Origin of the sequence: Ralstonia sp. GX3-BWBA (assembly GCF_003290055.1) — a bacterium.
GTDB classification, from domain to species: Bacteria; Pseudomonadota; Gammaproteobacteria; order Burkholderiales; family Burkholderiaceae; genus Ralstonia; species Ralstonia holmesii.
In genome coordinates, this window is record NZ_QMKS01000006.1 from 1 (window position 1) to 22,586 (window position 22,586).

At 63.4% G+C, this 22,586-nt stretch carries 21 protein-coding genes; 20 read left to right on the forward strand and 1 reads right to left on the reverse strand.

Annotated elements, in window-relative coordinates:
- The 20 genes from DOD19_RS05030 to purF form a co-directional block, all read left to right on the forward strand.
- A partial coding sequence (locus DOD19_RS05030) for an FAD-binding protein (RefSeq protein ID WP_162634347.1) occupies positions 1 to 1,083 on the forward strand: 1,083 nt, incomplete at its 5' end.
- Between the two features lie 22 nt (positions 1,084 to 1,105).
- Positions 1,106 to 1,807 (forward strand): succinate dehydrogenase iron-sulfur subunit, encoded by a 702-nt coding sequence (locus DOD19_RS05035; RefSeq protein WP_009241007.1) that lies wholly within the window; start codon positions 1,106 to 1,108, stop codon positions 1,805 to 1,807.
- Positions 1,808 to 1,878: 71 nt separating this feature from the next.
- A complete protein-coding gene (locus DOD19_RS05040; protein ID WP_009241006.1) occupies positions 1,879 to 2,166 on the forward strand; it encodes a succinate dehydrogenase assembly factor 2 in 288 nt (95 codons plus the stop codon).
- A gap of 123 nt (positions 2,167 to 2,289) precedes the next feature.
- The gene (gltA, locus tag DOD19_RS05045) at positions 2,290 to 3,591 is read left to right on the forward strand and encodes a citrate synthase (protein ID WP_024975345.1); all 1,302 of its coding nucleotides are present in this window, start codon (positions 2,290 to 2,292) and stop codon (positions 3,589 to 3,591) included.
- 216 nt (positions 3,592 to 3,807) lie between these two features.
- Entirely contained in the window at positions 3,808 to 5,217 is a 1,410-nt protein-coding gene (gene leuC / locus DOD19_RS05050) for a 3-isopropylmalate dehydratase large subunit (protein WP_024975346.1), read from the forward strand.
- A gap of 23 nt (positions 5,218 to 5,240) precedes the next feature.
- Positions 5,241 to 5,891, forward strand: a complete 651-nt coding sequence (gene leuD / locus DOD19_RS05055; protein WP_024975347.1) for a 3-isopropylmalate dehydratase small subunit — start codon at positions 5,241 to 5,243, stop codon at positions 5,889 to 5,891.
- Between the two features lie 29 nt (positions 5,892 to 5,920).
- On the forward strand, positions 5,921 to 6,991 hold the full coding sequence (gene leuB / locus DOD19_RS05060; RefSeq protein ID WP_112184393.1) for a 3-isopropylmalate dehydrogenase: 1,071 nt from the start codon (positions 5,921 to 5,923) through the stop codon (positions 6,989 to 6,991).
- 81 nt (positions 6,992 to 7,072) lie between these two features.
- On the forward strand, positions 7,073 to 7,249 hold the full coding sequence (locus tag DOD19_RS27485) for a hypothetical protein (RefSeq protein WP_155954077.1): 177 nt from the start codon (positions 7,073 to 7,075) through the stop codon (positions 7,247 to 7,249).
- Positions 7,250 to 7,331: 82 nt separating this feature from the next.
- On the forward strand, positions 7,332 to 8,435 hold the full coding sequence (gene asd / locus DOD19_RS05065) for an aspartate-semialdehyde dehydrogenase (protein ID WP_024975349.1): 1,104 nt from the start codon (positions 7,332 to 7,334) through the stop codon (positions 8,433 to 8,435).
- Positions 8,436 to 8,822: 387 nt separating this feature from the next.
- Positions 8,823 to 11,738, forward strand: coding sequence for a FimV/HubP family polar landmark-like protein TapV (gene tapV / locus DOD19_RS05070; protein WP_112184394.1), 2,916 nt, complete (start codon positions 8,823 to 8,825; stop codon positions 11,736 to 11,738).
- Positions 11,739 to 11,821: 83 nt separating this feature from the next.
- Positions 11,822 to 12,646, forward strand: a complete 825-nt coding sequence (gene truA, locus DOD19_RS05075; RefSeq protein WP_024975351.1) for a tRNA pseudouridine(38-40) synthase TruA — start codon at positions 11,822 to 11,824, stop codon at positions 12,644 to 12,646.
- Positions 12,643 to 13,362, forward strand: a complete 720-nt coding sequence (locus DOD19_RS05080) for a phosphoribosylanthranilate isomerase (protein ID WP_275426878.1) — start codon at positions 12,643 to 12,645, stop codon at positions 13,360 to 13,362. Before truA ends, DOD19_RS05080 begins: the two co-directional genes overlap by 4 nt.
- Before the next feature lie 95 nt (positions 13,363 to 13,457).
- Positions 13,458 to 14,651 (forward strand): tryptophan synthase subunit beta, encoded by a 1,194-nt coding sequence (gene trpB / locus DOD19_RS05085; protein WP_112184399.1) that lies wholly within the window; start codon positions 13,458 to 13,460, stop codon positions 14,649 to 14,651.
- A gap of 16 nt (positions 14,652 to 14,667) precedes the next feature.
- Positions 14,668 to 15,489: a site-specific DNA-methyltransferase gene (locus DOD19_RS05090; protein WP_024975354.1), complete on the forward strand. Its 822-nt coding sequence runs from the start codon at positions 14,668 to 14,670 to the stop codon at positions 15,487 to 15,489.
- A gap of 15 nt (positions 15,490 to 15,504) precedes the next feature.
- Positions 15,505 to 16,302 carry a tryptophan synthase subunit alpha gene (gene trpA, locus DOD19_RS05095; RefSeq protein WP_024975355.1) on the forward strand — a complete coding sequence of 266 codons (798 nt, stop codon included), beginning with the start codon at positions 15,505 to 15,507 and terminating at the stop codon, positions 16,300 to 16,302.
- A gap of 30 nt (positions 16,303 to 16,332) precedes the next feature.
- Positions 16,333 to 17,205 carry an acetyl-CoA carboxylase, carboxyltransferase subunit beta gene (gene accD, locus DOD19_RS05100; protein WP_024975356.1) on the forward strand — a complete coding sequence of 291 codons (873 nt, stop codon included), beginning with the start codon at positions 16,333 to 16,335 and terminating at the stop codon, positions 17,203 to 17,205.
- Between the two features lie 92 nt (positions 17,206 to 17,297).
- Positions 17,298 to 18,596, forward strand: coding sequence for a bifunctional tetrahydrofolate synthase/dihydrofolate synthase (gene folC, locus DOD19_RS05105; protein WP_112184401.1), 1,299 nt, complete (start codon positions 17,298 to 17,300; stop codon positions 18,594 to 18,596).
- A 13-nt stretch (positions 18,597 to 18,609) separates the two neighbouring features.
- On the forward strand, positions 18,610 to 19,470 hold the full coding sequence (locus DOD19_RS05110) for an SPOR domain-containing protein (RefSeq protein WP_112184403.1): 861 nt from the start codon (positions 18,610 to 18,612) through the stop codon (positions 19,468 to 19,470).
- Between the two features lie 90 nt (positions 19,471 to 19,560).
- The gene (locus DOD19_RS05115; RefSeq protein WP_112184405.1) at positions 19,561 to 20,058 is read left to right on the forward strand and encodes a CvpA family protein; all 498 of its coding nucleotides are present in this window, start codon (positions 19,561 to 19,563) and stop codon (positions 20,056 to 20,058) included.
- A 98-nt stretch (positions 20,059 to 20,156) separates the two neighbouring features.
- Positions 20,157 to 21,692: an amidophosphoribosyltransferase gene (purF, locus tag DOD19_RS05120; protein WP_024975360.1), complete on the forward strand. Its 1,536-nt coding sequence runs from the start codon at positions 20,157 to 20,159 to the stop codon at positions 21,690 to 21,692.
- 68 nt (positions 21,693 to 21,760) lie between these two features.
- On the opposite strand, the gene DOD19_RS05125 is transcribed toward purF, so the two are convergent.
- Positions 21,761 to 22,582, reverse strand: coding sequence for an ABC transporter permease (locus tag DOD19_RS05125; RefSeq protein WP_024975361.1), 822 nt, complete (start codon positions 22,580 to 22,582; stop codon positions 21,761 to 21,763).
- Positions 22,583 to 22,586 lie beyond the last annotated feature (4 nt).

The window sequence follows — 22,586 nt, forward strand, 5'->3', positions numbered from 1 at the left end:
CGCGCGGGTGTTCCGCTGGAAGACATGGAGTTCTGGCAGTTCCACCCGACCGGCGTGGCCGGCGCGGGCGTGCTGATCACGGAAGGTGTGCGTGGCGAGGGCGGCATCCTGCGTAACAAGGATGGCGAGCGCTTCATGGAGCGCTATGCCCCGACGCTGAAGGATCTGGCACCGCGTGACTTCGTGTCGCGCTCGATGGATCAGGAAATCAAGGAAGGCCGCGGCTGCGGCCCGAACGGCGACTACGTGCTGCTCGACCTGACCCACGTCGGCGCCGAGACCATCATGAAGCGCCTGCCGTCGATTCGCGAGATCGGCCTGAAGTTCGCCAACGTCGACGCCATCAAGGAACCGATTCCTGTGGTGCCGACCATCCACTACCAGATGGGTGGCATTCCGACGAACTATCACGGCCAGGTCGTGGTGCCGAAGAACGGCAACCCGAACGAGGTCATCAACGGCTTCTACGCGATCGGCGAATGCTCGTGCGTGTCGGTGCACGGCGCCAACCGCCTGGGCACGAACTCGCTGCTCGACCTGGTGGTGTTCGGCCGTTCGGCGGGCAACCACATCGTTGCGCAGAACCTGAAGAACCGCGAGCACAAGCCGTTGCCGGCCGATGCAGCGGACCGCGCACTGTCGCGCCTGGCCAAGCTCGATTCGTCCAGCTCGGGCGAGTACGCGCAGGACGTCGCCAACGACATCCGCCGCAACATGCAGTCGCACGCGGGCGTGTTCCGTACGCAGAAGCTGATGGATGAAGGCGTCGAGCGCATCCTTGAAGTGGCCGAGCGCGCTGGCAGCATCCACCTGAAGGACAAGTCCAAGGTGTTCAACACCGCGCGCGTCGAAGCGCTGGAAGTGGCCAACCTGGTGGAAGTGGCAAAGGCGACGATGGTGTCGGCCGCCGCCCGCAAGGAATCGCGCGGCGCACACGCACACAGCGACTTCCCGAACCGCGACGACGAAAACTGGATGAAGCACTCGCTGTGGTACAGCGAAGGCAACCGCCTCGACTACAAGCCCGTGCAGTTGAAGCCGCTGTCGGTGGAATCGGTGCCGCCCAAGGCGCGTACGTTCTAACGGATAAGAAGGGCCCACAAAAATGAAGCGTATTTTTGAAGTCTATCGCTACGATCCGGACAAGGACGCAGCGCCCCGCATGCAGACCTACGAGGTTGAGCTCGACGGTCACGAGCGCATGCTGCTCGACGCGCTGGTCAAGCTGAAGAAGCTCGACGAGTCGATCGCGTTCCGTCGCTCGTGCCGTGAAGGCGTGTGCGGCTCCGACGCCATGAACATCAACGGCAAGAATGGTCTGGCCTGCCTGACCAACATGCGTGAGCTGCCCGAGAAGATCGTGCTGCGCCCGCTGCCGGGGCTGCCCGTGGTCCGCGATCTGATCGTCGACATGACGCAGTTCTTCAACCAGTACCACTCGATCAAGCCGTACCTGATCAACGACGAGCCGCCGCCCGAGAAGGAGCGCCTGCAATCGCCGGAAGAGCGCGAAGAGCTCGACGGTCTGTACGAGTGCATCCTGTGCGCGAGCTGCTCGACGTCGTGCCCGTCGTTCTGGTGGAACCCGGACAAGTTCGTCGGCCCGGCCGGTCTGCTGCAGGCGTATCGCTTCATCGCCGACAGCCGCGACCAGGCCACCAGCGAACGTCTGGACAATCTGGAAGATCCGTACCGCCTGTTCCGTTGCCACACCATCATGAATTGCGTTGATGTGTGCCCGAAGGGTCTGAACCCGACCAAGGCCATCGGCAAGATCAAGGAATTGATGGTGCGTCGCGCGGTGTAAGCCGCGAGTCAGCGCACTTTGGCATTGTGTGTCGCCGGAGCGGTTTCTCCGGCGACGCATTTTTAGGAAGTATGGTTGCTGTGAACACTCCGACGTTCTCCCATCAGTCCGATCCGCACAAGCGTGCCCGTTTGCGCTGGCGTGCCCGACGCGGCCTGCTTGAGAACGACATCATCGTCGAGCGCTTCTTCAACCGCTACGAGACGGAACTGTCGGACGACGACGTTGCCGCACTCTCGCAGTTGTTCGAGCTTCCCGACAACGACCTGATGGATCTCCTGCTTGCACGCAAGGAGCCGGAGGGCGAACTCGACGTGCCTCACATCCAGCACGTCCTGACCTTGCTGCGCTCGGTCTGAACCGGCGCGCGAGAGGTTGCCGCAAGACGAATCGGTCCAGCCGCCCCCCGGCCGGCGCCCCTCGATCCGTCTGGCGGGAGTCTCCCGACTTCATTTTTATAAACAGCAGAGAAGGAAACCGACATGACGCCGTCCGAAGTGAAAGCCACCCTATCGTTTTCCGATGGCTCGCCCAGCGTCGAGCTGCCGATCTACAAGGGCACGGTTGGCCCGGACGTGATCGACATTCGCAAGCTGTACGGTCAGACGGGCAAGTTCACGTACGACCCCGGCTTCATGTCGACCGCGTCGTGCAATTCCAAGATCACCTACATCGATGGTGACAAAGGTGAGCTGCTGTATCGCGGCTACGCCATCGACGATCTGGCCAGCAAATGCGATTTCATGGAAATCTGCTACCTGCTGCTGAAGGGCGAGCTGCCCAACGCCAAGCAGAAGGAAGAGTTCAACCATGTGGTGACGAATCACACCATGGTGCACGAACAGATGCAGTTCTTCCTGCGCGGTTTCCGTCGTGATGCCCACCCGATGGCCGTGTTGACGGGCCTGGTTGGTGCCATGAGCGCGTTCTATCCGGACGCTGCCAACATCAATGACCCGCGCGAGCGCGAAATCTCGCAGATCCGCCTGATCGCCAAGCTGCCGACGCTGGTGGCCATGGCATACAAGTACAACATCGGTCAGCCGAACATCTATCCGCAGAACAACCTGTCGTACACGGGTAACTTCATGCGCATGATGTTCGCCACGCCGTGCGAGGACTACAAGGTGAACCCGGTGCTGGAGCGCGCTCTGGACCGCATCTTCATTCTCCACGCAGACCACGAGCAGAACGCTTCGACGTCGACGGTGCGTCTGGCCGGCTCGTCGGGCACGAACCCGATCGCAGCAATCGCCGCCGGTATCGCCTGCCTGTGGGGGCCGGCGCACGGTGGTGCGAACGAAGCCGCCCTGAACATGCTGGAAGAAATCGGCTCGGTGGACAAGGTTCCCGAGTTCATCAAGCAGGTCAAGGACAAGAACAGCGGCGTGCGCTTGATGGGCTTTGGCCACCGCGTGTACAAGAACTACGACCCGCGCGCCAAGCTGATGCGCGAAACCTGCCACGAAGTGCTCGAAGAGCTGGGTCTGCACAACGACCCGCTGTTCAAGCTGGCCATGGAACTGGAAAAGATCGCGCTGGAAGACGAGTACTTCGTCAGCCGCAAGCTGTACCCGAACGTCGACTTCTACTCGGGCATCGTGCAGCGCGCGCTGGGCATTCCGTCGTCGATGTTCACTTGCATCTTCGCGCTGGCCCGCTCGGTGGGCTGGATTGCGCAGTGGGAAGAGATGATCACCGATCCGGAATACAAGATCGGCCGTCCGCGCCAGTTGTTCAACGGCGCAGCAACCCGCGAAGTGCCGTCGATCGACAAGCGCTAAGCCAGGTTGGTTGTTTCACAGAAGCCCCGCACGGGAAACCGGCGGGGCTTTTTGTTGCCCGTAGGTGCTGGAAGGGCCTTCGCGAAATGGCGAAACCCCCTTTCGTCAGTCACGTCCGGTGCCCAATGCACCGGGTGGCATAATCGATCACTCCCCACGAAACTGCTCGCGCAGCGGCCCTGAATTTCAATGGGCGCGTTGTGCACGGATCGCATCATGGCCAAGACGCTCTACGACAAACTTTGGGACGATCACGTCGTTCATACCGAAGAAGACGGCACGACCGTCCTCTACATCGATCGTCAACTGCTGCACGAAGTGACGAGCCCGCAGGCGTTCGAGGGCCTGAAACTGGCCGAGCGTCCGGTGTGGCGCATCAGTGCCAACTTGGCTGTGTCGGACCACAACGTGCCGACTACCGACCGCTCGCACGGCATTGCCGATCCGGTTTCCAAGCTGCAGGTCGATACGCTTGACGCCAACTGCGACAGCTACGGCATCACGCAATTCAAGATGAACGACAAGCGTCAGGGCATCGTGCACGTGATCGGGCCGGAGCAGGGCGCGACGCTGCCGGGCATGACGGTGGTGTGCGGTGATTCGCATACCAGCACGCATGGCGCATTCGGTGCGTTGGCGCACGGCATCGGCACGTCGGAAGTCGAGCACGTGCTGGCCACGCAAACGCTGCTCGCCAAGAAGAGCAAGAACATGCTCGTGAAGGTGGAAGGCACGTTGCCGCGCGGCTGCACCGCCAAGGACATCGTGCTCGCCATCATCGGCAAGATCGGTACGGCCGGCGGCACGGGCTATGCCATGGAATTCGGCGGCTCGGCCATCCGCGCGCTGTCGATGGAAGGCCGCATGACGGTGTGCAACATGGCAATCGAAGGCGGCGCACGCGCAGGCATGGTCGCCGTGGACGATGTCACGCTGGAATACATCAAGGGCCGTCCGTTCGCGCCCCAGGGCGTGGAGTGGGAGCAGGCCGTCGCCTATTGGCGCACGCTGCATTCCGACGAAGGTGCGCACTTCGATCAGGTCGTCGAGCTGCGTGCTGAAGAGATTCGCCCGCAGGTGAGCTGGGGCACGTCGCCGGAAATGGTGGTCAGCATTGAAGACCGCGTGCCGGATCCCGACAAAGAGAAAGACCCGAACAAGCGCAACGCCATGGAGCGCGCGCTCGAATACATGGGCCTGCAGCCGAACGTCGCCATCAGCGACATTAACATCGACAAGGTGTTCATCGGCTCGTGCACTAACAGCCGTATCGAAGACATGCGCGCCGCAGCGTGGGTTGTGCAGAAGCTGGGTAAGCGCATTGCCTCGAACGTGAAGCTGGCGATGGTCGTGCCGGGCTCGGGCCTCGTGAAGGAACAGGCCGAGCGCGAAGGGCTGGACAAGATCTTCAAGGCGGCAGGCTTTGAATGGCGGGAGCCGGGTTGCTCGATGTGCCTCGCGATGAACGCTGATCGCCTCGACCCGGGCGAGCGCTGTGCATCCACGTCCAACCGCAACTTCGAAGGTCGTCAGGGCGCGGGTGGCCGCACCCACCTGGTCAGCCCGGCGATGGCCGCTGCAGCCGCGCTGGAAGGTCACTTCGTCGACGTGCGCAAGCTCGCTTGAGCGGCAGGTTAGAGAGAGCAATCATGGAACAATTCACCATCCACACCGGCCTCGTGGCCCCGCTCGACCGCGAGAACGTCGATACCGACGCCATCATCCCGAAGCAATTCCTCAAGTCGATCAAGCGCACGGGTTTCGGCCCGAACCTGTTCGACGAGTGGCGCTACAAGGACGCCGGCGAGCCCGGCCAAGACAACAGCAAGCGTCCGCTGAACCCGGACTTCGTGCTGAACCAACCGCGTTACAAGGGCGCCTCCGTGTTGCTGGCCCGCAAGAACTTCGGCTGCGGCAGCTCGCGTGAGCATGCGCCGTGGGCGCTGCAGCAGTATGGCTTTCGCGCCATCATCGCGCCGAGTTTTGCGGACATCTTCTTCAACAACTGCTTTAAGAACGGCCTGCTGCCGATCGTGCTGACGGAGTCGCAAGTCGATCATCTGTTCAACGAAACGCAAGCCTTTACCGGCTACCAGCTGACCGTCGATCTGGACAAGCAGATCGTTGTCACGCCAGGCGGTACGGCGTATCCGTTCGACGTCACGGCGTTCCGCAAATACTGCCTGCTGAACGGCTTTGACGACATCGGTCTGACCCTGCGCTATGCCGACCAGATCAAGGCTTACGAAGCGCAGCGCCTGGCCAAGATGCCGTGGCTCGCGCACAAGCTCGTCGGCTGAGCTGACACCAGAACAACAAGGACAACCACATGACCAAGATTGCAGTGTTGCCGGGTGACGGCATTGGCAAGGAAATCGTCGCCGAGGCCGTGAAGGTGCTCAAGGTACTGGGCGAGTCATTCGAGATGGAATTCGCCCCCGTGGGCGGCGCAGGCTACGAGGCCAAGGGCCATCCGCTGCCCGAAGACACGCTCAAGCTCGCCAAGGAGGCTGACGCCATCCTGTTCGGTGCCGTGGGCGACTGGAAGTACGACACGCTGGCTCGCGAACTGCGCCCCGAGCAGGCCATTCTCGGCCTGCGCAAGCATCTGCAGCTGTTCGCTAATTTCCGTCCGGCGATTTGCTATCCGGAGCTGGCCGGTGCATCGAGCCTGAAGCCGGAGATCGTGTCTGGTCTCGACATCCTGATCGTGCGCGAACTGACTGGTGACATCTACTTCGGCCAGCCGCGCGGCGTGCGTTCGGCCCCGGACGGCGCGTTTGCCGGTGCGCGCGAAGGCTTCGACACGATGCGCTACAGCGAGCCGGAAATCCGCCGCATCGCGCACGTCGCCTTCCAGGCTGCCGCCAAGCGCGGCAAGAAACTCTGCAGTGTCGACAAGGCCAACGTGCTCGAGACGTTCCAGTTCTGGAAGGACATCGTCACCGATGTGCACAAGGAATATCCGGAAGTCGAGCTGTCGCACATGTACGTCGACAACGCTGCCATGCAACTCGTGAAGGCACCGAAGAACTTCGACGTGATCGTCACCGGCAACATGTTCGGTGACATCCTCTCGGACGAGGCCGCCATGCTGACGGGCTCGATCGGCATGCTGCCGTCGGCGTCGCTCGACGCGAACAACAAGGGCCTGTATGAGCCGTCGCACGGCTCCGCGCCGGACATCGCAGGCAAGGGTATTGCCAACCCGCTGGCGACGATCCTGTCGGCGGCGATGATGCTGCGCTATTCGCTGAACAAGGCCGAGCAGGCTGATCGTATCGAAACGGCTGTCAAGAAGGTGCTGGCGCAGGGCTACCGGACCGGCGACATCCTGACGCCGGGCTGCAAACAGGTCGGCACTGTGGAGATGGGCGACGCGGTGGTCGCTGCCTTGTAAATCAAAGCATGCGTTGCGGTGCCGTCACATGCGGCGCCGCAATCGTCATTTTTTCGGCGGACATATGTTGCAGTGCATTGTGTGGCCGCCAAATCGTGTATATTTTTGCAGATGATCTCGATCGCGCTCCCCGTCCTCGTACTGGGCATTCTGGGCACCCTGGCTATCGCCGCCAAGGGCACCGCCGCGCGCGCTCGCATGACGCCTGTCGAGATTCGCACGACCACGAAAATCATTACCAAAAAAACGATCTCGTAGATCGTCCGTCGTGTCCGTTCGCCTTCCCCGCGCGGTCACGCCGGGCGACCGAGGCGGGGAAAATCACTAGAGGTTCACAATCATGAAGGTAGGTCTCGTCGGTTGGCGCGGCATGGTTGGCAGCGTGCTGATGCAGCGCATGCAGGAAGAAAAGGATTTCGACCTGATCGACACGGTGTTTTTCAGCACCAGCAACGCCGGCGGCAAGGCGCCCGCATTCGCCAAGACGGATGCGCCCCTGGCTGACGCCAACGACATCGAAGCGCTCAAGGCATGCGACACGATCATCACGTGCCAGGGTGGTGACTACACCACCGAAGTCTTCCCGAAGCTGCGCGCCGCGGGCTGGAACGGCTACTGGATCGACGCCGCCTCGACGCTGCGCATGGAAGATGATGCCGTGATCGTGCTGGACCCGGTCAACCTGTCGCTCATCAAGAACGCGGTGGCCGCTGGCACCAAGAATTTCATCGGTGGCAACTGCACCAATTCGATTCTGCTGATGGGCGTGGGCGGCCTGTTCCGCGAAGGCCTGGTCGAGTGGGTCAGCTCGATGACCTATCAGGCGGCTTCGGGCGGTGGCGCAAACCACATGCGCGAACTGCTCAAGGGCATGGGCGTGATCCATGGCGCCGTGGCTGATGAACTGGCCAACCCGGCATCCGCCATCCTGGACATCGATCGCAAGGTTGCCAAGACCATCCGCGAAGACGTGCCGACCGAATTCTTCCCGGCGCCGCTGGCTGGTGGGTTGATCCCGTGGATCGACAAGCAGCTCGACAATGGTCAGTCGAAGGAAGAATGGAAGGGCCAGGCCGAGGTCAACAAGATCCTGGGGACGGCGCAGACGATTCCGGTCGACGGCCTGTGTGTGCGAATTGGCGCAATGCGCTGCCACAGCCTGGGCCTGACGCTGAAGCTTAAGCGCGATCTGCCGCTCGAAGAAATCGAGCAGATTATCCGCTCGGGCAACCCGTGGGTGAAGTGGGTGCCGAACGACCGCAGCATCACCGAGAAGGAACTGACACCGGCGTCCATCACTGGTGGTCTCGAAATCGGAGTGGGCCGTGTGCGCAAGCTGAACATGGGGCCCGAGTATGTGAGCGCCTTCGTGATCGGCGACCAGCTTCTGTGGGGCGCTGCCGAGCCGCTGCGCCGTACGCTGCGTATCCTGCTGGGCAAGTGATCCGGGCTTTGCTTTCCTCGTCGGGCCGGGCATCGGCAGCTGTCGTTGCGGCCTGACAACAGAAAGTGCGCTTTTTCTACCAACGCCGCGCGGCCTGCGCGGCGTTGTGCCATCTGGACGCCCACGGTCTGTAACGTTGGTACACAATAGCGGCCGGAACGCTGTCCGCCCATTCGTGGGGTGGACGGGGCACGGGGAAGGGTTAGCGCCACATGAAGCACACGCATTCCGGGGGGTACGTCGGGTGCTTCAGAATCTCGCCAATTGTGTCGTTTTCATAAAGATTGACGGCGGTTCTTATCCAGCACTTCACTTTTTAGGTGAACTTGCTGCGCTAACTCGTTGATGTTAAGTTCGTTTGCACATTAAAAGATAACGGAGTCGAAGGTGAGGGTGAGCCAATACCGCCGGAGAGAATCGTCCCATCGCAGTCCTCGCTGGTCGGCCGTCGCGTTTGCTGCGGCGAGCCTGCTGCTGATTCAGCCCGCTGCGCAAGCGGCCGGTTTCGGCGCGCTGTACGTGCGTTCCAGCCTCGGCCAGCCGTTGCAGGCCGAAATCGATCTGACCGGCGTGACGCCCGAAGAGGCGCAAAACCTGGTCGCCAAACTGGCTGCGCCGGACGCTTATTCGCGTGCCGGTCTGACCTACAACCCGATCGTCTCCTCGCTGCGCGCTTCGCTGGAGCGCCAGTCGAATGGCAACTACGTGGTGCGTCTGCGTTCGACCCAGCCCGTCGCCGAGCCGTTCGTTGATGTCCTGGTTGACCTGAACTGGGCGAGCGGCCACGTTTCGCGCGCTTATACGTTCCTGCTGGACCCGGTAGGCTCCAGCAATACCGCGCAGAATTTTGCGCCGACGCCGGTGGTGCAGGCCACAACGCCGGGCGCCGCTGAATCGGCGCCGGGTGCTTCGACCGCGCAGCCGCAAGCTGCAGCCTCGACTGCAGCCGCGCCGGCACCAACACGCCAGCCCCGCGCTGCTCGCCAAGCTGTGCGTGCCCAGCAAGCTGCTCCTGCTGCCACCGCACCGGACGCTACACCCGGTGGTTCGTACACCGTGCAGCGCGGCGATAGTCTGTATGACGTGGCATCGACGGCTGCTCAAGGTCAAGACGCCGTGTCGCTCGACCAGATGCTGTTGGCCCTGTATCGGAACAATCCCAACGCTTTCATTGGTGGCAACATCAACCGGCTGCGTACCGGCTCGGTGCTGAAAGTGCCGTCGCAGGCCGAAGCGCAGAAAACGCCTGCGCGCGAGGCGCGCCGCGAAGTCATTGCGCAGACGTCTGGCTTTGCCGGCTATCGCAACCGCCTCGCAACGGCGGCTGAAGCCAACGCAGCCACGGATACCGACTCCGCCCGCCAGCAGAGCGGCAGTGTGTCGGCCCGTGTGCAGGATCAAGCCACGCCTGCTGCCAGCGGCCGTGACGAACTGCGTCTGTCCAAGGCTGACCGTACCGGCAAGGCCGGCTCGGCTGCTGCCCGTGATGAGGAACTCGTCGCCAAGGAGCGCGCGCTCAAGGAAATGGAATCACGCGTTGCACAGTTGGAGAAGAATCTCTCTGACATGCAGCGCCTGGTTGAATTGAAGAACGCTGAACTGGCCAAGGCTGCCAGCGCTGCCAAACCGGCTGCTGGTGCTGCGCCATCGACGGCCGCTCCGGCAGTGGCGGCGGCCAACGCGCCGGCTCCCGCGCCGTCCGCAGCGTCTACGTCTGCCCCGGCCCCTGCTGCGGCTGCGCCGGCAGAAACGGCCGCTGCTGCTCCGGCTTCGTCGGCAACGGCTGCTGCAGCGGCTTCCGCACCGGAGGTCGCATCGGCGCCGATGGCTGCAGCTTCGGCACCGCAAGCGGCTGCCAGCGCACCGGTTGCTGCTGCGTCGGCTCCTGCTGCCGCGCCGAAGAAGGCGCCGGTGGTTGTGGCTCCGCCGCCGATTCAAGAAGAATCGTTCCTCTCGTCGCTGCTGGGCAACCCGATGGCCCTGGGCCTGGGCGGCTTGGTGGTCGCCTTGCTGGGGGGGCTGGTTGTGTATCGCCGTCGCCAGCAGAAGCCTGAGCAGGCACATGGCTTCCAGGACAGCCTTCTGTCGCAGGAAAGCACTGTGATGGCGGGCGCCAACTCGCTGTTTGGCGCAGCCGGTGGTCAAAGCGTCGACACCTCGCAGCACAGCGTGTTCGGTGCGGATTTCCGCATTGGCGGCGGCAACGAGAGCAATGAAGTCGACCCGATTGCCGAGGCCGATGTCTATATCGCCTACGGGCGCGACGTACAAGCCGAAGAAATCCTGCGCGAGGCCCTGGAGCAGCATCCGGAGCGCCAAGCCATTCGCCTGAAGTTGATGGAAATTTACGCCAATCGTCAGGACGCCCATGGCTTCCAGACCATTGCTGAAGAGATGCTGGCGCAAGTCGGCGCGGCCTCGTCGGAATGGGCAGAGGCTGCTGCGATGGGCCGCAAGTTCGATCCGGCTAATCCGCTGTATTTGACGGTGCAGGGTGACGGAAGCCATCCGGGTGCCGAAGCGCATGCAGAGCCGAGCCACGCTGGCGCCGCAGTGGCAGGTGCCGCTGCCCTGGCCGGTGTGGGCGCCGCGGTGGCTGCCGAGGCCTTCAGCCCGACAGTGACGGGTCAGACCACCCGCCGCGGGGACGACTGGACCACGCTGTCTCCGGATCTGGACCCGTCCTCGCCGTCGACCAAGGCACCGCAGCTGGCCGATTTCGATCTGCCGCTGGAGTCGTTCCCGGCGCCGGCAGCAGGCGAGCCGATCACCGCGCCGGAAGAAGCGTCGGACATCTTCAGGGTGCATGCCGAACCAGAAACGGATCTGCCGCAGTTCAACGCGCACGCTGGCGAGGCTTATCAGCCCGTCGCCGCGCCCCCGCTGCATATGGATCTGTCGGACTTGTCGCTGGATCTGAACCCGACGCCGCCTGCCGCAGAAACGGCTGTTCCGGCAGCTCCGGTTGCCGCGGAGGAAAGCCTGCCGAGCTGGGCCCAGCCGACCGACCTGTCGCAGGCTCCGATGCACTTCGAGTCCGAGCCGCATCACGCAGAGCACGCCGAGGTCGCGAACGATGAGCCGCAATCGGCCATCCGTCTGGACACCAACCTGCCGCACACGCTGTCCGGCGAGCATGGTGCCGATGGGGTGCGCGATCTGCAGATCAAGTTCGATCTGGCCAAGGCCTACATCGAGATCGGCGACAAGGAAGGCGCACGCGAATTGCTGCAGGAAGTGCTGGACCTGGGCGATCCGTCGTTCCACGCAGAGGCGCAAGCCTTGATGCGCCAGATCGGCTGACGCAACGCGTTTTACGCCATCGACAGCGCCGGCAGGGTGGTATCCTGCCGGCGTTTTTCTTTCCGCACGAGGATTCACACGGCATGACGCGCATCGCGCTTGGCATTCAGTACGACGGTGCCGCGTTTTCGGGTTGGCAATCGCAGCCGCATGGCAACACCGTGCAGGACGCGCTGGAGGCGGCACTGCGGCAGTTTGCCGGCGTGGCGCTGCAGACCACGGTGGCCGGCCGCACCGATGCGGGTGTGCATGCGCTGGGCCAGGTCGTCCACCTGGATACCGACCTCGTGCGCGAGCCGTTCTCGTGGGTGCGCGGCACCAACGCCTTTCTGCCGCCCACGGTGGCCGTGCGATGGGCGCAGGAGATGCCGGAGGATTTCCACGCGCGCTTCTCCGCGCATCGCCGCACGTATTACTACGCGCTGACCTTCGGTCCGACGCGCGCACCATTGCTCGAAGACAAGGCCGGCTACGTGATGCTCCCGCCCGGCCAATCCCTTGACGTGGCAGCCATGAACGAGGCCGCGCAGGTACTGGTCGGTGAACACGATTTCTCGTCGTTCCGCGCGGCCGAATGCCAAGCCAAGTCGCCCGTCAAAACGATGTACTCGATTGAGGTGCGAGGCGAGGGCGAATGGGTATTCGTGCGCATTCGCGGCAGCGCGTTCCTGCACCACATGGTGCGCAACATCATGGGGTGCCTGGTGGCGATCGGGCGCGGCCGGCAGCCCGCGTCGTGGATGCGCGATGTGCTGGCTGCCCGCAGCCGCGTAGCCGCCGCCCCGACTTTCATGCCCGACGGGTTGTATCTGGCCGAGGTCGGCTATCCTGATGCCTTCTCGTTGCCGGCATCTCCGGCATCGTCCAGCCTGTTTCGTGGCGTGTTCGACGAACACGCAGGCCCGTGAATTCCGCTTCCACCATGCCGTTGCACCGTACCCGTATCAAGCTGTGTGGCCTGACCCAGCCGGCCGACGTCGACCACGCCGTCGAGCTCGGCGCCGATGCGATCGGGCTCGTCTTCTATCCGCCCAGCCCGCGTTACGTCGCCGCTGAACGTGCGGCAGAGCTGGCCCGCCGTGCTGGCCCGTTCGTCACCGTGACAGGCCTGTTCGTCAACGCCAGCGCGGACGACGTGGCGCGCGTGCTCGACCAAGTGGCGCTTACGCTGCTTCAGTTCCACGGCGACGAGCCGGCAGAGCGGTGCGCCGAGATTGCCGAAAAGGTGGGGCTGCCGTGGCTGCGTGCCCTGCGTGTTCAGCCCGGGGCCGATTTGGTAGAATTCGCCGATCGGTTTGCTGCTGCCCAAGGCCTGCTGCTCGACGCATTTGTTGAGGGCTATGGCGGTGGCGGCCACGTATTCGACTGGACCCTCATTCCTCCACAATGGCTCCCGCAATCGCCATCCTTGCCAACCACAAGCGCCGCTCCTCGGCTCGTTTTGAGTGGTGGGTTGAGCGCGCAAAACGTCGCTGGCGCGATTGAACGCGTGCGGCCGTACGCTGTTGACGTCAGCAGCGGGATCGAGGCCGCACGGGGCGTGAAAGACCACGCCCGGATGACCGCATTTGTGCGTGCGGTCCGCGAGGCCGATGCAGCCCTGGGCGCATCGGTTCAGGCCTGAGCCGATCTGGCAGGTTTCTCGCGACGTACGCCTTCCTGAATATCTCTGCCGACAGGTCTTCACCCTGACCTCGGCGGATGCCTCGAGAGATTGCCATGTACAACCTTCCCGACGCCCACGGCCATTTCGGCCCCTACGGCGGCACCTTCGTTGCGGAAACGCTGTCCCACGCGCTCGATGAATTGCGCGACGCCTACGCGCGCTACCAGCACGATCCGGAATTCATCAGGGAATACGAATACGAGCTGAAGCATTTCGTCGGCCGCCCGTCGCCCATCTATCACGCTCGCCGTCTGACCGAACACTGCGGCGGCGCGCAGATCTACCTCAAGCGCGAAGACCTGAACCACACCGGCGCGCACAAGGTGAACAACGTGATCGGCCAAGCGCTGCTGGCACGCCGCATGGGCAAGCCACGCGTGATTGCTGAAACTGGTGCCGGCCAGCACGGTGTGGCGACCGCCACGATTGCCGCGCGCTACGGCATGGAATGCGTCGTCTACATGGGCAGTGAAGACGTGCGCCGCCAGGCCGCCAACGTCTATCGCATGAAGCTGCTGGGCGCGACCGTGGTGCCGGTGGAGTCGGGCTCGCGCACGCTCAAGGACGCGCTGAACGAAGCGATGCGCGACTGGGTGACCAACGTGGCTGACACCTTCTACATCATCGGCACGGTGGCGGGCCCGCATCCGTACCCGATGATGGTGCGCGACTTCCAGGCCGTGATCGGCGAGGAATGCAAAGTGCAGATGCCTGAGATGATCGGGCGCCAGCCGGACGCCGTCATCGCCTGCGTGGGCGGCGGCTCCAACGCCATGGGCATCTTCTACCCGTACATCGACCATGCCGACGTGAAGCTGATCGGCGTGGAAGCGGCGGGGGAGGGCATCGAGACCGGCCGTCACGCTGCGTCGCTCACGGGGGGCTCACCGGGCGTGCTGCACGGCAACCGCACCTATCTGCTGCAGGATGAGGACGGCCAGATCATCGAGACGCATTCGATCTCGGCCGGGCTCGATTATCCGGGCGTCGGCCCGGAACACGCGTGGTTGAAAGATGTGAAGCGCGCGGAATACGTCGGCATTACCGACAAGGAAGCGCTGCAGTCCTTTCACGACCTGTGTCGCATGGAGGGCATTATCCCGGCGCTGGAATCGAGCCATGCGCTGGCGTATGCGTGCAAGCTGGCGCCGACGCTGCCGAAGGACAAGATCCTGCTGGTGAACCTGTCCGGCCGCGGCGACAAGGATATGCATACCGTCGCCGAATTCTCCGGCATCCAACTCTAACGGCACTGGCACACGCATGACCGAGCGCGCCATCGACGGCATCTTCAACGAGGACTGCATTACCGGGGTCGAGCATCTGGCCGACGGCAGTGTGGACCTCGTCATCGCAGATCCGCCGTACGGGCTGGGCAAGGATTACGGCAACGACTCCGACAAGCTGTCGGGCGATGCCTACCTTGCCTGGTCCGAACGCTGGATCGATGCGGTGCGGCCGAAGCTGGCGCGCAACGGATCGCTCTACCTGTTCTGCACGTGGCAATACGCGCCGGAACTGTTCGTCATGCTCAAGCGACGCCTCACGATGGTCAACGAGATCATCTGGGACCGCCGCGTGCCCAGCATGGGGGGCAGCACGCGCAAGTTCTCGTCGGTGCACGACAACATCGGCTTTTTTGCTGCTTCGCGCGATTACTACTTCGACGTCGATGCCGTGCGCATTCCGTACGACGCCGAGACGAAGAAAGCACGCAGCCGCAAGCGTTTTGAGGGCAAGAAGTGGCTGGAAGTCGGCTACAACCCGAAGGACGTGTGGAGCGTATCGCGCCTGCACCGGCAAGACCCGGAGCGCGCTGAGCATCCGACACAGAAGCCACTGGAACTGGTGGAACGCATGATCCTGGCAAGCTGCCCGCCGGGCGGCCTAGTGCTGGATCCGTTCCTGGGTAGCGGCACCACGGCTGCGGCCTGTGCGCGGCTTGGACGCCGCTTCGCCGGCTTCGAGATCAACGCTGATTATTGCCGCGTGGCGCGCGAGCGTGTGGCTGCCGTGCATGCCGCCGCCGAATTTGCCGCCCAACCGACTGAATCTCTGGCGCCCGACACCATCAAGGTCGCCTGACACACTGATCCCGCTATGTCCCGCATTGCTCAAACTTTTTCGCAGTTGTCCGCACAGGGTCGCAAGGGCCTGATTCCGTTCATCACGGCGGGCGATCCGTACCCTGAGATGACCGTCGACCTGATGCACGCGCTGGTCAAGGGCGGCTCCAACGTCATCGAACTGGGCGTACCGTTCTCAGACCCGATGGCCGACGGCCCCGTCATCCAGCGTGCGTCAGAGCGCGCATTGGCTAACAAAGTTGGCCTGCGCACGGTGCTGGAATACGTGCGCGCATTCCGCACCACAGATTCAACGACGCCCGTGGTGCTCATGGGCTACGCCAACCCGATCGAGCGCATGGGCGTGGAGGCCTTTGCGAAGGCTGCATCCGAAGCCGGCGTGGACGGCGTGCTCGTGGTCGACTATCCGCCCGAAGAGTGCGAGGCCTTTGCCAAGACCATGCGCGCCGCCGGCATTGATCCGATCTTCCTGCTGGCGCCCACATCTACCGAGGCGCGCATCGCGCAGATTGCCCGCGTGGCGAGTGGCTACATCTACTACGTGTCGCTCAAGGGTGTGACCGGCGCGGCCACAATCGACCTCGACGCTGTGGCCGCGCGCATCCCGCAAATCCGCCAGCACGCGCGGCTGCCGGTGGGTGTCGGTTTCGGCATCCGTGATGCGGCAACAGCACGTGCGATTAGCGGCGTGGCCGATGCGGTGGTCATCGGATCCCGCATTGTGCAATTGCTTGAAGAAGCACCTCGCGAACAAGCGGTACAATACTTGACTGATTTCATCGCGGAGATTCGCCAGGCGCTCGACGCCTGATCTCGGCGACATTGCATTCAAGGAGCACGCATGAGCTGGCTGGACAAACTGCTTCCGCCCAAGATCCAACAGACCGATCCGTCGCAACGCAAGGGCATTCCGGAAGGCCTCTGGGTCAAATGCCCGGCCTGCGAGTCGGTGCTGTACCGTACCGACGTCGAAGCCAACCTGCACGTCTGCCCGAAGTGCGACCACCATATGCGCATTGGCGCGCGTGCCCGTCTGGACGCGCTGCTGGACGCCGAAGGCCGCTATGAGCTGGGCCAGGAGATCCTCCCGGTCGACGCGCTCAAGTTCAAGGACAGCAAAAAGTACCCCGACCGCATCAAGGCGGCCATGGATAACACCGGCGAGACCGATGCCATGGTCGTGATGGGCGGCGCCATCCATGCGCTGCCGGTGGTGGTGGCGTGCTTCGAGTTCGAGTTCATGACGGGCTCGATGGGCTCGGTGGTGGGCGAGCGTTTCGCGCGTGGCGCGCAGATGGCGCTGGAACAGAAGGTGCCGTTCATCTGCGTGACGGCGTCGGGCGGCGCGCGCATGCAGGAAAGCCTGCTGTCGCTCATGCAAATGGCCAAGACTACTGCGATGGTCCAGAAGCTGGCGCAAGCCAAGCTGCCGTTCATCAGCGTGCTGACCGATCCCACCACGGGCGGTGTGTCAGCCAGCTTCGCATTCATGGGCGACGTGGTGATCGCCGAGCCCAAGGCAATGATCGGCTTTGCCGGCCCGCGCGTGATCGAGCAGACCGTGCGCGAGAAACTGCCGGAAGGCTTCCAGCGCGCTGAGTTCCTGCTGACAAAGGGTGCCATCGACATGATTGTCGATCGTCGCAACATGCGCCGCGAGATCGCCGAGCTCCTGGCGCTCCTGCAGAAGCAACCGGCCGACGCACTGGCCTGATGCAGCACATCTGTTGAACCGAAGCGCGGGCGTGAGTCCGCGCTTCTTGTTTTTGCGCGGCCCATTTCCTGAAGCCGCGCCACCTATTTCGCATGCCTACATTCGACACGCTGCCCGACTGGCTCGCCCACCTGGAAACCGCACACCCGGTTGGCATCGACATGGGCTTGGCCCGCATCAGTCGCGTGCGCGATGCGCTCGGGCTGGAATTCAAGTCAGTCGTCTTCACGGTGGGCGGCACCAATGGCAAGGGCTCGACCTGCGCGATGCTGGAGGCGATCCTGCTGGCGGCCGGCTACAAGGTGGGTTGCCATACTTCGCCGCACCTGATCGACTTTAACGAGCGTGCTCGCGTGAATGGCGAGATCGCCACAGACGCGATGTTGCTGCCGCACTTCGAAGCGGTGGAACGTGCACGCTGCAGCTTTCCCGAGCCCGTCAGCCTGACCTATTTCGAATTCACCACACTGGCGATCATGCATCTGTTCGCCAATGCGGGTCTTGATGCGGTGATCCTGGAAGTCGGCCTGGGCGGCCGGTTGGATGCGGTCAACATTGTCGATACCGATTGCGCCATCATCACCAGCGTCGATCTCGATCACATGGCCTACCTGGGCGATACCCGCGAGGCGATCGGTTTTGAGAAAGCCGGCATCTTCCGCGCAGGCAAGCCGGCGATCTGCTCTGACCCAGTGCCGCCGATTTCCCTGGTCAAGCACGCTGAGGCCATTGGCGCAGATCTTTGGCTGATCGGCCGTGATTTCAACTTCCAGGGTGACAAGCAGCAGTGGGGCTTCAGCGGGCGCGGGCGCCGTTGGCCGAGCCTGGGCTATCCGGCCTTGCGCGGGGCAAACCAGTTGCTGAACGCTTCGGCGGCGCTGGCTGCGCTAGAATCGGTGCGCGACCGGTTGCCGATCTCTGCGCAGGACGTGCGTCTGGGGTTGTCGCAGGTGGTGCTGCCGGGGCGCTTCCAGGTTCTGCCGGGGCGTCCGTCCGTCATCCTGGACGTCGCACACAACCCGCACGCGTCGGCCGCGCTGGGCCAGAACCTCGAAAACATGGGCTTCTACCGTTACACCTACGCGGTGTTCGGTGCGATGCAGGACAAAGATATCGCCGGTGTGCTCGCGCACATGCTCGACAAGGTCGACCACTGGTGCCTGACCGACTTGCCGACGCCGCGCGCCGCGAGTGCGGCAAGCTTGGCGCAGGCGCTGACCGACGCCGGTTTCCGCGCAGGCAAGGAATCGAGCGTGAGCACATTCAGCGATCCTGCCACAGCCTATCGCAACGCCATGGAGCGGGCCACCGAGGATGATAGAATCGTGGTCTTCGGATCGTTCTACACCGTTGCCGGCGTGCTGGCGGAACGCAAGAGTCGCGCGCACTAAAACCGGGGCCCTCATGGGACTGTTTTCCATTTTCTCCTCCCGCAAGAACGCTGAAGGCGAACGCACTCGCGGCGCAGCCGCCGGCAGCGCTGCCGATGTGGCTCGCGATGCGGTGCGTGGTTCGCGCGCATCGTCGAATGCTCGCAGCCGCGCCTCCCGTCGCACCGACGATGACGACGACGGTCTTGATCCCGAACTTCCGCAAAAGCAACGCGCTCGCCGTCGGCTGATCGGTGCCTTGGTGCTGGTGGGCGCCGCCGTGATCGTGTTGCCCCTCGTGTTTGATGCCAAGCCGCGCCCCGTGACCGATGCCGTGGCCGTGCAGATCCAGGATCAGCCGGTCGATCGTGGTGCCAAGGCCTCGGCCGATGAGCCGAAGGTCGCCAGCCGGCGTTCCGCGTCCCGTCCTGCAACCTCGTCGGCGGATCAGGTGCAGGCGCTTGACCAGGGCGAAGAGGTTGTCGCAAGCAACGACGCGCTGCCAGCGGCTCAGAACCCGCAGCCTGCAGCCAAGCCCGCGACACCGCCCAAGCCTGTCGCCAATCTGGCGCCACCTGCTGAATCCAAGCCCGCAACGAAACCCGCCCAACCGGCCGCCCAGCCCGTACAGCAAGCGGCTGCACCGAGCACCGATGCCAGCGGCGGCAAGTTCATTCTCCTGATCGGCGCGTTCGCTTCCGAGGACCGCGCCCGAAATTGGCTGGGCAAGCTCAAGGGCGAGAAGATCCCCGGTTACATCGAACACAAGAAGGTGCCTGAGAAGGGCGATCTGGCCTTGCTGCGAGCGGGTCCGTTCAACGATCGTGCATCCGCCGAAGCGGCGCAGAAGCGTGCCGAGCAGATTGGCCTGACGCCGAAACTCGTGCAGCAATGACAATGCGGCCGAACGTGTACGCAGCGCGCTCGCCAGATTTGCTGATTCGTCACGCCGCATTCCGCCTCAGTCCATCCAAGCCGCTGCCAGATGCAACCGACTTTCTTTGACTACGGCGTGCTGTTCATCATCGTCACGTCGGCGCTGATTGGGTTGTTTCGGGGGCTGATCCGCGAAGTGCTGGCGTTGCTCGGGTGGTTGTTTGCCGCATGGGTGGCGTACACGTTTTCAGGCGTGGCGGCGGGCTGGATGCCGGAATCGCTGCCCGGTGGGCCGGTCGCACGCACCATTCTCGGTTTCGTCCTACTGTTTATCGTGACGGTGATTGCAACTTCGCTGGTGGGTGCGCTGCTTTCGGCAGCGCTGGCGAGCGCGGGGCTCAAACCGGCTGATCGCGGTCTGGGTATGGTGTTCGGGCTGGCGCGCGGTGGCGTGATCATCCTCGTGTTGATAACGGTGGCCGGCTTTACCAGCCTGCCTGAGCAGCCGTTCTGGCGCGATGCGATTACGCGGCCCTATGCGGAGCAGGCAGCGCAAGCGGCCAAGCCACTGTTGCCCCCGGATGTCGCGAAGTATGTTCACTATTGATCTGGGGCGTCTGGCCACAAGCTAGGCAATCCGGGAAGCTTTTTCGGCGCCCGCAACGGGTGTGGGCGCCACCAAATACGTTCTCGCTGGAGTTCGACATGTGCGGTATCGTTGGGGTGGTCTCAGCCACGCCCGTCAATCAGCTGATCTACGACAGTCTGTTGCTCCTGCAACACCGGGGGCAAGACGCGGCGGGCATTGCCACCGCGTCAGGCAGCACTTTCCACATGCACAAGGCCAATGGCATGGTGCGTGACGTGTTCCGCACGCGCAACATGCGCGGCCTGCCGGGCACGAGCGGCATCGGTCAAGTGCGCTACCCGACGGCAGGTTCCTCCAGCGAGGAAGAGGCCCAACCGTTCTATGTCAACGCGCCGTTCGGCATCGTGCTGGCACACAACGGCAACCTGACGAACTCCGATCAGTTGCGCGATGAGATGTTCCGGCGTGATCGCCGCCACATCAACACGCAGTCCGACTCCGAAGTGCTGCTGAATGTGCTGGCCGACGAGCTGCAACGCGCCAGCAACGACATCCCCCTTAATCGCGATTCCATCTTCACGGCGGTGGAAGGCCTGCACCGCCGCGTGCGCGGTTCGTATGCCATCGCTGCCGAGATTTCCGGCTACGGCGTGCTGGCGGTGCGTGACCCGTTCGGCATCCGTCCGCTCGCGCTGGGCAGCCAGGAGACGCCGGAGGGCGGCATCGAATACATGGTGGCGTCGGAATCCGTGGCGCTGGAAGGCATCGGCTTCAAGTTCGAGCGCGATGTGGCCCCCGGCGAAGCCATCTTCATCGACCTCGAGGGTAAGCTGCACACCAAGCAGTGCGCCGCGAACCCGGTGCTTTCGCCGTGCATTTTTGAATACGTGTACCTCGCCCGTCCGGATTCGCGCATGGACGGTGTGTCGGTGTACGACGCGCGCCTGCGCATGGGCGATTACCTGGCCGAGAAGATCAAGCGCGAGGTGACCGACAAGATCGACGTGGTGATGCCGATCCCGGATTCGTCGCGTCCGGCTGCAATGCAAGTGGCCAACCACCTGGGCGTGCCGTATCGCGAAGGTTTCTTCAAGAACCGCTACGTGGGCCGCACCTTCATCATGCCGGGGCAGGCGGTGCGCAAGAAGTCCGTGCGCCAGAAGCTCAACGCCATGGCGATCGAGTTCAAGGACAAGAACGTGCTGATCGTCGACGACTCCATCGTGCGGGGCACGACGTCGTCGGAGATCGTGCAGATGGCGCGCGATGCCGGCGCCAAGAGGGTGATCTTCGCTTCTGCCGCGCCGCCGGTGAAGTTCCCGAACGTGTACGGTATCGACATGCCGACGCGCGGCGAACTGGTGGCTTATGGCCGCACGCACGAAGAGATTGCCAAGATCATCGGCGCAGACCAGCTTGTGTACCAGGACGTGGAAGACATGAAGCGCGCCGTGCGCGACGTCAATCCGGCGCTGAAGGATTTCGATGCGTCATGCTTTGACGGCAAGTACGTGACCGGCGATATTGACGAGGCGTACCTCGATCGCCTGGAGGCCGCGCGCAACAGCTCGGCCAAAGCTGACCGTGAGAATGCGCAGAACGATGATCCGCGTACGCAATTGCATCTGCAGCGCTCCGCCGTGAACGAGTGAGTCTCGAACGCAGCAAAGAAAAGCCCGTCATCGCGACGGGCTTTTTTGTTGGCTGTTCGGGCCGCTCCTTACTTGAGCATGCGACGACGCAGCAGCCACAGGCACAGCAGCAACGCGCCAACGGCGTACAGCAGCAGCACGCCGAGGTGCAGCAGGATGTTGTCGGGCGTGCGACCCAGCATGAGCGGGCGGATCAGATCCACCGCATGTGGCAATGGCAGGACGCTCGTCGCCGCGCGCACGGGCGCCGGCAGTTGCGACAGTGGGAAGAACACGCCCGAGAGCAGCATCATCGGCGTGATCACCAGCGTCTGGTAGAACATGAAGAAGTCGTAGTTGGGCGCAAGCGCCGTCATGTTCATCGCCAGGCAGGCAAAGGTGAAGCCGGTCAGCACGATGACGGGCAGGGCCAGCAGTGCCTGCGGCATCGACGCATATCCGAGCGCGCCTGCCACCAGCATGATCGCCAGGCCTGACAACACCGACTTGCTGGCGGCCCAGAACAGTTCACCGAGGACCACGTCGCCCAGGCTGAGCGGTGCGTACAGAATTGCTTCCCACGTACGTTGCACGTGCATGCGCGAGAACGCGGAGTACATCGCTTCGAAGCTCGCCGACATCATCGTGCTGGACGCCACCGTGCCGGCGGCCAGGAATGCAATGTACGACACGCCGTCGACGCGCCCGACCAGCAGGCCCAGGCCGAGCCCGAGGCCGAACAGGTAGATCATCGGGTCGGCCAGGTTGCCGGCCATCGACGGAATGGCCAGCTTGCGCCACACCATGAAGTTGCGCAGCCAGACGTACTGCCAGTTGCGAAAGTTCAGTGGCAGCAGCGGCTGCGGAAAAGCCTGGTTGTGCGTTGGAGTGAGTGCGGTTTCAGTGGACATGGGT

Coding starts and splice junctions, on each gene's coding strand:
- DOD19_RS05035 (WP_009241007.1), top strand. CDS start 1,106: ATGAAGCGTATTTTTGAAGTCTATCGCTACGATCCGGACAAGGACGCA.
- DOD19_RS05040 (WP_009241006.1), top strand. CDS start 1,879: ATGGTTGCTGTGAACACTCCGACGTTCTCCCATCAGTCCGATCCGCAC.
- gltA (WP_024975345.1), top strand. CDS start 2,290: ATGACGCCGTCCGAAGTGAAAGCCACCCTATCGTTTTCCGATGGCTCG.
- leuC (WP_024975346.1), top strand. CDS start 3,808: ATGGCCAAGACGCTCTACGACAAACTTTGGGACGATCACGTCGTTCAT.
- leuD (WP_024975347.1), top strand. CDS start 5,241: ATGGAACAATTCACCATCCACACCGGCCTCGTGGCCCCGCTCGACCGC.
- leuB (WP_112184393.1), top strand. CDS start 5,921: ATGACCAAGATTGCAGTGTTGCCGGGTGACGGCATTGGCAAGGAAATC.
- asd (WP_024975349.1), top strand. CDS start 7,332: ATGAAGGTAGGTCTCGTCGGTTGGCGCGGCATGGTTGGCAGCGTGCTG.
- truA (WP_024975351.1), top strand. CDS start 11,822: ATGACGCGCATCGCGCTTGGCATTCAGTACGACGGTGCCGCGTTTTCG.
- trpB (WP_112184399.1), top strand. CDS start 13,458: ATGTACAACCTTCCCGACGCCCACGGCCATTTCGGCCCCTACGGCGGC.
- DOD19_RS05090 (WP_024975354.1), top strand. CDS start 14,668: ATGACCGAGCGCGCCATCGACGGCATCTTCAACGAGGACTGCATTACC.
- trpA (WP_024975355.1), top strand. CDS start 15,505: ATGTCCCGCATTGCTCAAACTTTTTCGCAGTTGTCCGCACAGGGTCGC.
- accD (WP_024975356.1), top strand. CDS start 16,333: ATGAGCTGGCTGGACAAACTGCTTCCGCCCAAGATCCAACAGACCGAT.
- folC (WP_112184401.1), top strand. CDS start 17,298: ATGCCTACATTCGACACGCTGCCCGACTGGCTCGCCCACCTGGAAACC.
- DOD19_RS05110 (WP_112184403.1), top strand. CDS start 18,610: ATGGGACTGTTTTCCATTTTCTCCTCCCGCAAGAACGCTGAAGGCGAA.
- DOD19_RS05115 (WP_112184405.1), top strand. CDS start 19,561: ATGCAACCGACTTTCTTTGACTACGGCGTGCTGTTCATCATCGTCACG.
- purF (WP_024975360.1), top strand. CDS start 20,157: ATGTGCGGTATCGTTGGGGTGGTCTCAGCCACGCCCGTCAATCAGCTG.
- DOD19_RS05125 (WP_024975361.1), bottom strand. CDS start 22,582: ATGTCCACTGAAACCGCACTCACTCCAACGCACAACCAGGCTTTTCCG.